At 49.3% G+C, this 12,621-nt stretch carries 12 protein-coding genes; 10 read left to right on the top strand and 2 right to left on the bottom strand.

The features are described 5' to 3' along the window. Positions 1-3 precede the first annotated feature (3 nt). Positions 4-1,836 (bottom strand): DNA helicase RecQ, encoded by a 1,833-nt coding sequence (gene recQ, locus ACI48K_RS00215; RefSeq protein WP_475025547.1) that lies wholly within the window; start codon positions 1,834-1,836, stop codon positions 4-6. A 265-nt stretch (positions 1,837-2,101) separates the two neighbouring features. Between recQ and rlmD the strand changes: the two genes are divergently transcribed. From rlmD to ACI48K_RS00240, 5 genes are all read left to right on the top strand, one after another. Further along, positions 2,102-3,733, top strand: coding sequence for a 23S rRNA (uracil(1939)-C(5))-methyltransferase RlmD (gene rlmD, locus ACI48K_RS00220; protein ID WP_475025548.1), 1,632 nt, complete (start codon positions 2,102-2,104; stop codon positions 3,731-3,733). A gap of 449 nt (positions 3,734-4,182) precedes the next feature. Next, positions 4,183-4,557 carry a DUF3796 domain-containing protein gene (locus ACI48K_RS00225; RefSeq protein ID WP_475025549.1) on the top strand — a complete coding sequence of 125 codons (375 nt, stop codon included), beginning with the start codon at positions 4,183-4,185 and terminating at the stop codon, positions 4,555-4,557. Positions 4,558-4,574: 17 nt separating this feature from the next. Continuing rightward, positions 4,575-4,775 carry a helix-turn-helix transcriptional regulator gene (locus ACI48K_RS00230; protein WP_475025550.1) on the top strand — a complete coding sequence of 67 codons (201 nt, stop codon included), beginning with the start codon at positions 4,575-4,577 and terminating at the stop codon, positions 4,773-4,775. 166 nt (positions 4,776-4,941) lie between these two features. Then, positions 4,942-5,646, top strand: coding sequence for a CPBP family intramembrane glutamic endopeptidase (locus ACI48K_RS00235; RefSeq protein WP_475025551.1), 705 nt, complete (start codon positions 4,942-4,944; stop codon positions 5,644-5,646). A gap of 333 nt (positions 5,647-5,979) precedes the next feature. Continuing rightward, entirely contained in the window at positions 5,980-6,624 is a 645-nt protein-coding gene (locus ACI48K_RS00240) for a hypothetical protein (RefSeq protein ID WP_475025552.1), read from the top strand. A gap of 149 nt (positions 6,625-6,773) precedes the next feature. Here ACI48K_RS00240 and ACI48K_RS00245 read toward each other — a convergent pair whose 3' ends face one another. Then, entirely contained in the window at positions 6,774-7,391 is a 618-nt protein-coding gene (locus ACI48K_RS00245) for a TetR/AcrR family transcriptional regulator (RefSeq protein ID WP_475025553.1), read from the bottom strand. Positions 7,392-7,598: 207 nt separating this feature from the next. On the opposite strand from ACI48K_RS00245, the gene ACI48K_RS00250 reads away from it, so the two are divergent. The 5 genes from ACI48K_RS00250 to ACI48K_RS00270 all read left to right on the top strand — a co-directional run bounded on the left by ACI48K_RS00250 (position 7,599) and on the right by ACI48K_RS00270 (position 12,614). Continuing rightward, the gene (locus ACI48K_RS00250) at positions 7,599-8,462 is read left to right on the top strand and encodes an NADPH-dependent F420 reductase (protein ID WP_475025554.1); all 864 of its coding nucleotides are present in this window, start codon (positions 7,599-7,601) and stop codon (positions 8,460-8,462) included. Positions 8,463-8,697: 235 nt separating this feature from the next. Continuing rightward, entirely contained in the window at positions 8,698-8,991 is a 294-nt protein-coding gene (locus ACI48K_RS00255; RefSeq protein ID WP_475025555.1) for a metal-sensing transcriptional repressor, read from the top strand. A 12-nt stretch (positions 8,992-9,003) separates the two neighbouring features. Next, entirely contained in the window at positions 9,004-10,359 is a 1,356-nt protein-coding gene (locus ACI48K_RS00260; protein ID WP_475025556.1) for an MATE family efflux transporter, read from the top strand. Positions 10,360-10,449: 90 nt separating this feature from the next. Next, positions 10,450-11,193: an SDR family oxidoreductase gene (locus tag ACI48K_RS00265; RefSeq protein WP_475025557.1), complete on the top strand. Its 744-nt coding sequence runs from the start codon at positions 10,450-10,452 to the stop codon at positions 11,191-11,193. Between the two features lie 161 nt (positions 11,194-11,354). Then, a complete protein-coding gene (locus ACI48K_RS00270) occupies positions 11,355-12,614 on the top strand; it encodes an Nramp family divalent metal transporter (RefSeq protein WP_475025558.1) in 1,260 nt (419 codons plus the stop codon). Positions 12,615-12,621 lie beyond the last annotated feature (7 nt).

Genomic DNA, 12,621 nt, shown 5'->3' on the forward strand with positions numbered 1-12,621 from the left:
ACCCTACTCCATATTTTGAAAAAACTCCAGAAACGGCTTGCCGTATTTGCGGTATTTGACTTCCCCGACGCCTTTGATTCTTAGCATATCCGACTCTCGTACCGGACAGACCACGCTCATCTCGCGCAACGTGGCGTCGTTAAAAATAATATAGGAAGGAACATGTTCTTTCTCAGCCAAATCCCTCCGGATGAGACGAAGCTGCTCGAAGACGGTTTCGTTGACAGCGGACGGACTGGCATCATAAGCCCTACGGCGCGATCCGCTTGACGTTTGGGCGGAAGCCGCAGGCTCCGGAGCGCGCAGCATCACCTGCTGCTGCCCTTTCAGCACCGGGGCGGAGAGCGGCTGCAGTCGAACTACCGGATACTGACCTTCGGACAACGCCAAATATCCCTCCGCGATAAAAACATTGATCAGCTCGGAAATTTCCTTTTCCGTGCGCGTGCGCATCATGCCGTATGTCGGCAGCTGATCGAAACGGTACTGCAGCACCTTTTTGTTCTGCGAGCCTTTCAGGACGGACGCGACCAGGGACACGCCAAAACGCTCCCGCATCCGGTGAATGCAGGAAAATACGATTTGAGCTTCACGGGTCATGTCGACGAGCTCGCGTTCGTCCCGGCAGGAGCTGCAAATCCCGCAGGGCTTATGATCATGGGCTTCGCCAAAATAATCGAGCATCGCCCAGCGGAGACAGCGGGTCTGATAGCAATATTCCACCATCTGCTGCAGCTTGCGGTAATCGTTGCGCTTGCGCTCCTCCTCCTGCGGGTTTTGCTCGATCAAGAACTTTTGTGTCATGATGTCCTGAGGGCTGAACAGCAAAATACATTCGCTGGGCTCGCCGTCGCGGCCCGCCCGTCCGGCTTCCTGGACATACGCTTCCATGTTTTTCGGCATATTGAAATGGATGACGTATCTTACATTGGATTTGTCGATCCCCATTCCAAACGCGTTAGTCGCCACCATCACTCTGATGTCGTCGAAAAGGAACGCCTCCTGGCTCTCCTCCCTCTCCTTGTCGGACAGGCCCGCATGGTAGCGGCCGGCGGGAATGCCGGAGCCGCTGAGCCGCTCGTACAAGTCGTCGACCTCCTTGCGGGTCGCGGCATAGACGATGCCGGGCTGGTGCGCATGCGTGTTCGCGTAGTTCAGCACGAACTCGCGTTTATTCTCTCCGCGCAGCACCGACATCGCCAGATTGTCCCGGCCGAGCCCGGTGACGAATACGCCCGGCTCACTAAGCCGCAGCAGCCGGATCATATCGTCCATGACCTCCGGCGTGGCGGTGGCGGTAAAGGCCGCGAGGATCGGGCGCTGCGGCAGCTCCTGGACGAACGGCGCTACCGCCAGGTAGCTCGTCCGGAAATCATGGCCCCATTGCGACACGCAGTGGGCTTCGTCCACTGCGACGCAGGAGATGGTCAGATTGGCCATCTCCTCGCGGAACCAGTCCAGCTCCAGCCGCTCGGGCGCGACGTAAAGCAGCTTGAGCTCTCCCCGCTTCGCCGCGCGGATGCGGTCGTTCACCTCTTTGCCGGACAGCGTGCTGTTGATGTAGGCAGCGGAGATGCCCGCCGCCGTGAGCCCGTCCACCTGATCCTTCATCAGTGAAATCAGCGGCGACACGACTAGCGTCAGCCCCGGCAGCAGCAGCGCCGGAATCTGATAGCAGATCGACTTGCCGCCGCCGGTCGGCATGATGCCCAGCGTGTCCGCGCCGGACAGCACGTTCTCCACGATTTTGCGCTGACCCTCCCGGAAATCGGGATAACCGTAATATTTTTGCAGCATTTGCCGCGCTTGTTCCATATTCAACACATCCGTACTCATTTGCCGATTCTCCTTACTCCCAAACCCAAACTATAGTCCCGGGGTTCAAACATCAAATGATTATCGCTACAATCCCCGCACCGATATATATTGAAGGAAATACACTTATCTCCGGCTTCGGGCGGCTTGTTAAGAAAACAAGATATGAATTAAGTTTACCGGGGTTTGCGAAAATGGGCAACCAAGCTTCCCTTCATTGACCATGAACAGGCAACACGGTATATTGGCAGTAAACAGACTGATTTTAGAGATGGAGAGTTCATTCATGACAACAAACGGACAACCCCGCCAAGGGCGAAATCATAAACTGGGGAACAATCAGCGGCCCCCGCAAAAAAACGAAGCTTATGCAGAGCGAAAAAAACGTACTGACGCCAAATTTTCCGGAGCAAACCGGAATCAGAATGCGGCGAAGGCCCTATCCAACCCGGGAACGAAGCCGGAACGCGGCAAACGTCCGGGACAGAGCGGTTATGCAGGAAAGCCGGGACGCCCCGCATCGGCGGAACGGATCGCGAACAAAGCTTTTGCCGACGAACTGCATGCCGGAGACAAAATCGTTGTGACCATCAAACGGCTTGGCATCAACGGCGAAGGTGTCGGATATTACCGGCGCAAAGCGGTGTTTATTGAAGGCGCCCTACCAAACGAAGTGGTCAAGGCTGAAGTCCGACGCGTTGAAGAGAAGTACATCTCCGCATCGATCGCGGAAATCGAGAAGCGCTCCCCTTTCCGCGTGGACGCCCCATGCCCGGTGTTTGGCATTTGCGGCGGCTGCCAGATCCAGCATCTCTCGTACGAGGGCCAGCTTGCCGGAAAAGAGGATATCGTGCGCGAGGCGTTTTCCAGGTACGCCGGGCTCCAGGACGTGCGGATCAAGCCCATGCTTGGCATGGAGCACCCTTGGGGCTACCGTAATAAAGCCCAACTGCAGCTCGGCATGGAGCAGGAAGGCATGATCGCAGGGCTTTACGCACTCGATTCACATAAGCTGATCGATATTACCGGATGCCCGATTCAGCATCCGAAGGTGAACGAAGCGGCCGACCGGACCCGAAACGTGCTGCAGCGGCTGCAAATTCCCGTATATAAGGAAAAAAGCAATCAAGGGCTCGTTCGCACGATCGTCGTCCGCTGGGGCTTCCAGTCGGAGCAGCTCCAGGTCACGCTTGTAACGGCGAACGACAAGCTGGCGCGGCGGGACGAGCTTATCAAGGAGCTCCGGCTGGCCATGCCGGAGCTGACGAGCATCGCCATGAATGTTAATCCGAAAAACACCTCCGTCGTGTTCGGCAGCAAGACCGTGATTCTGTGGGGCGAAGACAGCATCCAGGAATCGCTTGGCGACCTGGATTTCACCTTGTCTCCACGGGCATTCTTCCAGCTTAACCCGATTCAGACGGTCAAGCTGTATGAGACGGTCCGCGCCGCCGCCGGACTGACCGGCCGGGAAAGCATCGTCGACGCCTACTGCGGTACCGGCACGATTGGCTTGTGGCTCGCCCCGTACGCGGGCGAGGTCCGCGGAATCGAATCGATCCCCGAGGCGGTGGACGACGCCAAAGCCAACGCGGACCGCAACGGGCACGGGAACGTTTCATTCTACGCGGGCCTCGCGGAAGAACTGCTGCCCCGCTGGGTAAAAGGCGGCTACTCGCCCGATGTCATCATCGCCGATCCGCCGCGCACCGGCCTTGAAACGTCCTTCCTCGATGCCGTGCTGCGATCGAAGCCGAAGCGCTTCGTTTATGTATCCTGCAACCCTTCCACGCTGGCGAAGGACTGCAAGATTCTGATGGACGGCGGGTATTCCGTAGAATCGGTTCAGCCGGTAGACATGTTCCCGCAGACAAGTCATGTTGAGTCCATAGTCCTGTTGCAGAAGAAAAACAGCTAAAGTGCTGGAGAAATAAATAAAAGAGATAGGCTAAATTTGAGGACACGAGAGGGGTAACTTCTTTCATGTCCTTTTCTATTTCAAAATTTTATATTCAAAAAGTGAATTTGCTATCAAGGATTGTTAGAAATGTACTGAGTAACCGCATTCGGTGAAACGGTACTTGTAGGATCATGATTTATTTACAAAAATTTCAATAATATTTGACTTTTACATTTTGTGGTGATATATATGTAACACGATGATACAAATATATCACTAAAGAAAGCTTATCATCCGTGAAAATATACAGTGCCTATTGCAATGATGCTACTTACAGTAATGCTTTCAACTTTTTTATGGATGATTTATATACTTACCATTTTAATTGCTGCACAATGCATAGTCATTGCCCGCTTGAGTGATCAGAAAGAAAAGCAGCTTATAATCGTATAACAGGAGGAGCAAGAATGCAAAATCACAGAAAACAACCAAGAAAATATCAGAGGTATACATGGGTGTTTGGCTTTCTGGGGTTTCTGGGACTCAATTATTTCAAGTCCCATGATCCTGCCACTTTGTTTTACTTCGGCTTTTTTGGTATGTTCAGCTTCTACTTTACCGCCAAGTTAGCGCTGGAAATGCCGGACGAACGGTATATGGTTGACCGTAATCGCGCGCAGGCAGTAACAATGTGGGTGCCAGCTTTTGCACTGCTGATCATTGGTCTAAGCTCCTTATTCGCTTTTGGATCAAGAGAATTTATGATTATTGTCAGTGCCATCGGCTGGGCGGCTACTTTTTTGACCTATTCCATAGCGTTTTATTATTTTGAAAAGCATTGATTTTAAAGGAGAAGCACATGGAACAATTTAAATGCAACTTAAAAAAATACCGCCAGCTTGCAGAACTAACACAGGAGGAGTTGGCCGAAATGGTAGGTGTACGAAGAGAAACAATCATACGCCTGGAAGCCGCAAAGTACAATCCTTCTTTAAAATTGGCAATTGATATTTCCAGGGCGGTTCATGCACACATAGAAGATATCTTCGTTTTTGATTGAGTACGAACATATTCCCCACTACTGCAGCCCTCTTCGAAAAAAATCCATAACTCACTCGGCATTGGTAGTTGATAACTGATAGGTGTCTTTGAATGAATTAATCATTCTAAATAAGAAAATTTAAGGCACTGTAGGATCAGTGTATAAATTTTTGAAGGAGCATATTATGAAAAGTATTTGGAAAGTAACAATATTAATGATATTCGTGATTCTCTTGTCGTTTGGGGGAATCGGCTTTCTAAAGCTATTTGAAATTAGTGGTGGGCCAGTAACCAAAATAGTTCCTTTTTTAGCTATGATTATTGGATTAATTGTATTTTTGAAACTTACAGATAAAAAAAATTTTTCGGATATTGGACTAAATAGGTTTATTTCAGTATTGGATTATACAGTAATACTTATAGCACTAGCTTTAGTTCCATTGTTTTGGGGACTTATTATTAATAAAGGAATACAGCTGATTAGGCCGATAGATAGTACTATTATATTTGCAATAGCATACTGCTTTATAATAGGTTTTGCAGAAGAATCTCTATTTAGAGGGTATATATATAATGCAATTTCTGTGGATAAGTCAAAGATGGTAATATCTGCATTTGCATTTGCGGGATTTCATTTTATTAGCCCAGAGTTCAACATCATTTTATTTGTATTCTATTTCGTTTATGGAGTTATAAAAGTTTATATCTTTAAGATGATAAAGAACTTATGGCCACTTATCATATTTCATATGATTTGGGATCTGGCAACAACATATACAGACTTTTATAGTAATCCAATTATCGACCTATTATCTCTAGCAGCCACAGTAATTTTTATTGGATTAATTGTGAAATGCAGGAACAATAGAACTCGGGTTAATGGAGTATAATTTTGAGGAAGAAAATAAGTAGAAATTCTAATTTTTTGTCGAGGTTGGAAATAATTACAACATAAAAGGTAATTTGTAACTCTTTTGAGTTTTACTGGGGAATCGACAGATTGACAGGAGAATAAAGCCGATTTTCAGTATAATGAAGGTACCGCAATACATCTTTTAGTGAAGGAGTAGTGGCGTAATCCTAAATTACATTAAGATTAATATCCGGATTGGGCCAAGCAGCCGCTTTTATATTTAAACTTGAGAAAATAGACTATAGCATCGGAAATGCAAAGTTTCGATACATACTGAATGTGTTGTCATTAAGGAAGGAGATGGACTCCCATGAAACAAAAAGACGGCTTTATTAGATTTGGCGGCGTTGCATTGATCATTTCCGGCATTCTCTTTTTTGCCCAATATCTGTTTGTTCTTCCCATGCCCGCCCCGCCGCCGGCGGACGCGGATCTGATGGCATGGCTACAGGACTGGCGGTTCAATATCTCAATGGCGGACGAAATATTTTTCTTTGCCGCAATATTACTGATCCCTTCAATCGCCTCTTTATACCGCATTTTGGTGAAAGTGGACAAAATCAAAGCATGGCTGGGATGCGGCCTCTTGGCTCTCGTTATACCCATTGATTTATTCTTAGTCATTATTTTGGGGCGGTTGGTTTATCCGGTATATGACATAGAGCTTTCACCCGATATTCATAAGTTAGTTCTTAGCATTTACTACGGAGGCATGCATTCCGTATCCATTTTACTGTGTGCGGCCACCATCATATTGTGTTTCGCAATAAGAAGAAGCGCAATCGGCAAGCTTGCGGCTATCTTGGGATTTGCAACGGGGATCCTGGATCTTATCGGCGCTTTTCCCTGGTTGATCGGAACCGCGATGGTATTTGTTTCTCAGCTGTTTTTCTCGGCATGGTTTATTTTTCTCGGCATAAGGATGCTGGGCAGTGCCAAGGACATGGAAGGATAGCCTATGCGGCATTTGCCGCTGTCATCCAGAAGGATGTTAATGATTTGACGCGTCAGGATATTGCGGGCCTGGATGCTCTGAGGAAAGCTGAAATGGAAGAGAGTATGCTAAAGCAGCCAGTCGCCGGAAATCATACGGCAGCTGGCTATTTATTTCGTTTGGAGGCCCTTCACCAGAACTCTCACCAATTTTTCGTTCGTTGTAACGATGTCATAGGTGAAGTTGGAAAGACACCAGGTAACTAACATTCCTGCTATAAAAGCGTAAACACTATCCAAAATCTCTTCTCTGGATAAATCGTTTCGAAAAAAAGAGTATGCGATCCCTTCGTCCACAATCCCCAAAAGAAACTCCGAGCCTAAACAATCCTGGAGAAATGAGGAAGCCTCCGAAGTTTTCAAGGACAGATTCACTACAAACGAGAGCTTTGTAAGCTCCTCTCCAACTACAGTCGGAAAGCTTAGCGCAAGCCTGATGAAGACCTCAAGCTTGTCCACCGGAGAGACATCCTCGTGCTCAAGCAGGAATTTACGGAAATTTTCTTCCATATACTCCGTAATATCGTCACGGTACAACTGTCTGACGATATCTTCTTTCGACTTATAGTGAATATAGAACGCACCTTTGGAAAGCTCACATTTCTCGCATATTTCATCAACGGTTACGTTGTTATAACCTTTCGTCAGGATTAGTTCCTTGGCGACGGCAAAGATTTTTTTCTTTGTCATGACTCCTTTGCGCTGCCGATTCGTTTCCGCCGTTTTCATGCAATCCCCCCTCCTTAAATCGCTGAAGCCGATCGCAAAGTCAATATATCAATTATAACTATAATCCATGTATTTTAAGAACGTCAAAGCATAATGACTGAAAGGATGGTTGACACATAAAAGTGACCTGAGTATACTGACTGCAGTCACTTTTTTCAATCCGCTACAACCGTTACACCAAATCATCCGGAAAGAAGGTTATGAAATATGAAGATTGCTGTTATCGGAACAGGATATATCGGAGGAAACCTCGCCAGAAATTTTACCAAGCTGGGACATGATGTCTCTATTGCAAATTCCAGCAACTCTCAAGCTCTGCAGGAACTCGCTAACGAAACTGGAGCCAAGCCGGCTACGATTAGAAATGTGGCTGACGATGCCGAGGTTGTTATCATATCCATTCCCCAAAAAGGCATTCCCAATCTGCCGTCAGGGTTTCTGGATTCGGCCGCTCCGAACGCTGTGGTCATCGATACCGGAAATTATTACCCCTTATTGCGGGACGGTTTAATTGAGCCTATCGAAATGGGCCTGCCTGAAAGCCGCTGGGTAGAGCAACAAATAGACCATCCGGTAATCAAGGCCTTTAATGCAACCCCTTGGTATAATTTGGAGCTGGGATTGCCTGCAGGTACACCGGGACGTTTGTCCATGCCGGTAGCAGGCGATGATCCTGCCGCTAAGGCAATCGTCATTAAACTGGCGGATGAAATGGGATTTGATGCCGTCGACGCGGGAGGTCTGAACGAGTCATGGCGCCAGCAGCCCGGAACTCCGGCCTATTGCATCGATCTGGATATCCCCGGCTTGCGGAAGGCACTATCCGAGGCTACCGAAGAGCGAAATCCCGGCTTCAAAGCCATTCATCTCAGCAAGGAAGAATTTCTTGCGGCGCAAGAGATGCAAAGCGCGTTTCACCAAAATATCGCTAAAGCCGTTCATCTATTAATGGAATCGAATCATTGGACAGAAGCGGAAACGACCAAGAAGCTGTATACTCAATTTCTGGCCGGCAGCAAGACGGCGAATGAGATTTTGGAATTCGTGTTTAAACATAAGAAGCTGAACTAAACTTTCAAAGACTTTCGTTGCCCACCTGCCCGTTTTGCGGCAGGTTTTTTTATTAACGTTCGCTCCGTATTTGAAAGCCTTAGCTCTTGGGTTATAGCGATGCTGGCCCTGTTTCTTTGCTGCTCAACCTGGCGGTTTATTTTATCCCTAAGCAGATTTCGGCCAAACGGAATGAAAATTATAATTGAGATATCCCCCCGGGGGGGATATGATATTCTGAAAAGGAGTGATTATCTTGTGTGAATCCGCTCATTCCCATAACCATCCCCACAAGGAACGAAAACAGGTGGTTAACCGGCTGGCCCGTATTGAAGGGCATGTCCGCTCCGTCAAGGAGATGGCCGCAAACGGCCGGGACTGCCCCGACATTCTGCTGCAAATCGCCGCGATCCAAAAGGCGCTGGACAGCGCGGCCAAAGTCGTGCTCAAAGATCATTTGGCCACCTGCGTTGTGGACGCCGTCCGCGAGGGCAATGAACAGGCCGTTTTGGAATCGCTGAATAAAGCGCTGGATAACTATATTCGATAAGGAGGCCTGATCATGTCCCCTTCCCCGCTGGAGATGTCCGGCGCAACAACACGCCAAAGAACGAAAGTCATTCTGCACCTCGCCATCCCCGCCATGGTCGAAAATTTCTTTCAAACCGTGGTAGGATTCGTCGATACCTTATTCGTTTCCAGGCTTGGATTAACGGAGGTTGCGGGCGTTGGCGTGACCAATGCCATATTGGCGGTGTATATTGCCGTATTTATGGCTTTGGGCGTTGGTACCTCCTCTCTGATCGCCAAAAGCGTGGGCGCCGGCGACTACGCCAAAGCCCGGAAAATCGCCGGACAGTCCGCTTGGGCCGCTGCCGCCGCCGGAATCATTTTCGGCATTCTGACTTTGTTGTTTGCCGAACCTCTGCTCCGGCTGATGGGCGCCGAGCCGGCCGTGTTGGCCGAAGGCGCCGTCTATTTCCGGATCGTCGCCGTTCCGTCTGTCCTGATCTCTTTGACGACGGTATTCGGCAGCATCTTAAGAGCCGCAGGCAACACCAAAACCCCGATGAAGGTGGGCCTTTGGGTCAACGTTCTTCATATCCCGCTGGACTACGCGCTGATCTTCGGGCTAGGAAGCTTCAGCGGGCTGGGCATTGCCGGGGCCGCTTGGGCGACAACGATTGCCAGACTCATCGGTACGATCGCGCTTTACCTGCATATTCGCAAAACAAAGCTTTCTTTTCCGATCGCCAAAAGCTTTATTTTCAACCGCGACATCGCCACCCCGCTCTTGAAGCTGTCAACACCCGCCGCCATCGAACGGCTGATCATGCGGTTCGGCCAAGTGCTTTACTTCGGACTGATCGTCCGAATCGGCACGGAAACCTATGCGGCGCATACCATTGCCGGTAACATCGAGGTCTTCTCGTACATGCCGGGATACGGATTAGCGGTAGCCGCTACTACGCTGGTGGGGCAAAGTTTGGGGGCCGGCCAACCTAAGGAAGCTTATCAATTCGGGAAGCTTACGACCTGGATTGCCGTTATTTTCATGGCTTTTGTCGGTATTTTGCTGTTCTTCCTCTCCCCTATGGCCGCAGCCTGGTTCACGGATAAACCCGAAGTGATCGGCATGGTGGTTACCGCCTTGCGCATTGATGCTTTTGCGCAGCCTTCCTTAGCTGTAGGGCTGGTTCTGACGGGAGCGCTGCAGGGAGCCGGCGACACCAAAAGTCCGATGTACAGCACAACCATCGGCATGTGGCTTATCCGGGTCATCGGCGTATACATACTAGGTATTTATTTGAAGCTGGGCATTGCCGGCGTTTGGCTGTCCATCGCCATCGACTTGTTGATCAGAGCCATCTTTTTGACGCATCGTTTCAAGAAGGAATTAGGTTCCGATAAAATTTAAAATATTTTTTAATATGACATCATGTCGTCATATTAGAATCGATATAGTTAAGGGGTAATTCGCTAAATCAAAATTTAAGGAGAGATTCCATTGGAAAATCTGAAATCAAAAGTCGTCATTATTACGGGAGCCTCAAGCGGAATCGGGAGAGCCACCGCCGAACTGCTCGCCGAAAACGGAGCAAAGGTCGTGCTGGCGGCAAGAAGAAAAGACCGTTTGGAAGCGATCGTTGACGGGATTCATCAAAAAGGCGGCGATGCCGCATTTAAGGTTACGAACGTGTCTTCATCCGAAGACATGCGGGAGTTGGCCGGCTTTGCCCTGCAGCAATATGAACGGATCGACGTGCTCGTCAACAATGCCGGAATCATGCCACTTTCCCAGCTGCATGAGCTCAAAATTCACGAGTGGGACAACATGATCGACGTCAACATCAAAGGCGTGCTTTATGGAATTGCTGCGGTATTGCCGACCATGCGTGAGCAAAAATCGGGCCATATCATCAATATTTCCTCGGTGGCGGGATATGCTGTATCTCCCACATCCTCCGTCTACAGTGCCACGAAGTTCGCCGTCCGTGCCATTTCGGAAGGGTTACGTCAGGAGGAATCCCCTGCCTCCCGGATCCGTTCCACGATCATTTCGCCGGGGATTACGGATTCGGAGTTGACCAATGTGATCAGCAGTCCCGATGTTAAAGCGATGGTAGACCAATTCAGCCATGTGGCGATTTCTCCAAACAGCATCGCCAGGGCTATCGCTTTCGCCATCAATGAGCCCGACGATACCGGAGTGAACGAAATCATCATTCGCCCAACCGTTCAACCGTCATAGCCGGATCGTTTCACTAAATAATTGCCCTGTGCATAGCCCGAAATGGCTGGCATAGGGCATTTTTTTGATCATAAGGATCTAGATTATTGCAATAAATACATTGAATCCCGAAGCCAAATCGGCTATCTTCAAATGGAGAATGCTTAGGAGTAGGAGCCTGTATGAAACTGCGAAATCTGTTAAACACAACCGGGCATAAGCCCAGCTTCGGCCTTCGTGAGATGCTTGGGTACATCGGACCGGGACTTTTGGTGACGGTCGGTTTTATCGATCCGGGGAATTGGGCGTCCAATATCGCCGCGGGTTCGGAGTACGGTTATACGCTGCTGTGGATGGTCACGTTGTCCACGATTATGCTCATCTTGCTGCAGCACAATGTGGCGCATCTGGGAATCGTAACCGGCGACTGCCTGTCCGAAGCGGCCAAAAAGCATTTGAAGCCGTGGCTGTCCAAAAGCGTGCTGTCCACGGGAATTGTCGCGGCCATCTCCACCGCCATGGCGGAAATTCTGGGCGGCGCCATCGCGCTGAATTTGCTGTTTCATCTCCCCATCAAAATCGGGGCCGTGCTTATTTTGATTCTGATCATCTTTTTGCTGTTCACCAACACGTACAAAAAGCTGGAAAAGTGGATCATGGGCTTTGTGTCCATCATCGGCATCGCTTTTTTATACGAGTTGAGCATGGTTCATATCAGTTGGGGAGAAGCGGTTCGAGGCTGGACCGTCATTCAGTTCCCGGCCGGCTCGATGCCGATCGTGATGTCGGTTCTGGGCGCAGTCGTCATGCCGCATAATCTGTTTCTGCACTCCGAGGTTATTCAAAGCCGGCAGTGGAACCTGGAAGAAGACGCGGTCATTAAAAAGCAGCTTAAATTCGAATTTACGGACACCCTGTTTTCCATGATTATCGGGTGGGCGATCAACAGCTCGATGATCATCCTGGCGGCTACGACCTTTTACATGAACCATGTCAAAGTCGATGAACTTGGCCAGGCCCAGCAAATGCTGGTTCCGATGGTCGGCAACTTCGCGGCGGTAATCTTCGGCGTGGCTTTGCTGTTCTCGGGAGTTTCCTCCACGATGACCGCCGGCATGGCGGGCGGCTCGATTTTTGCGGGGATTTTCGGAGAGCCTTACGACATCAAGGACATTCACACCAAAGTCGGGGTCGTCGGGATTCTGTCGCTGGCGACCGTGGTTATTTTCCTGGTCACCGATCCGTTTCAAGGCCTGATCTACAGCCAAATGCTGCTCAGCATTCAGCTTCCCATCACCGTCTTTTTGCAGATTTATTTAACCTCTTCCGAAAAGGTGATGGGTAAGTACAAGAATTCGCTGGGGCATAATATTACCCTGTGGACGATCGCGGTAATTCTGGCGATTTTGAACATCATGCTGTTCGGCAGTTATTTGATCTAGTCGAGGT

The organism is Paenibacillus terrisolis, from assembly GCF_056171975.1.

What these genes read in the sequence shown, in the direction of transcription:
- recQ (WP_475025547.1), bottom strand. Translation starts at nt 1,836, where the DNA reads ATGAGTACGGATGTGTTGAATATGGAACAAGCGCGGCAAATGCTGCAA.
- ACI48K_RS00240 (WP_475025552.1), top strand. Translation starts at nt 5,980, where the DNA reads ATGAAACAAAAAGACGGCTTTATTAGATTTGGCGGCGTTGCATTGATC.
- ACI48K_RS00235 (WP_475025551.1), top strand. Translation starts at nt 4,942, where the DNA reads ATGAAAAGTATTTGGAAAGTAACAATATTAATGATATTCGTGATTCTC.
- ACI48K_RS00225 (WP_475025549.1), top strand. Translation starts at nt 4,183, where the DNA reads ATGCAAAATCACAGAAAACAACCAAGAAAATATCAGAGGTATACATGG.
- rlmD (WP_475025548.1), top strand. Translation starts at nt 2,102, where the DNA reads ATGACAACAAACGGACAACCCCGCCAAGGGCGAAATCATAAACTGGGG.
- ACI48K_RS00270 (WP_475025558.1), top strand. Translation starts at nt 11,355, where the DNA reads ATGAAACTGCGAAATCTGTTAAACACAACCGGGCATAAGCCCAGCTTC.
- ACI48K_RS00245 (WP_475025553.1), bottom strand. Translation starts at nt 7,391, where the DNA reads ATGAAAACGGCGGAAACGAATCGGCAGCGCAAAGGAGTCATGACAAAG.
- ACI48K_RS00260 (WP_475025556.1), top strand. Translation starts at nt 9,004, where the DNA reads ATGTCCCCTTCCCCGCTGGAGATGTCCGGCGCAACAACACGCCAAAGA.
- ACI48K_RS00250 (WP_475025554.1), top strand. Translation starts at nt 7,599, where the DNA reads ATGAAGATTGCTGTTATCGGAACAGGATATATCGGAGGAAACCTCGCC.
- ACI48K_RS00230 (WP_475025550.1), top strand. Translation starts at nt 4,575, where the DNA reads ATGGAACAATTTAAATGCAACTTAAAAAAATACCGCCAGCTTGCAGAA.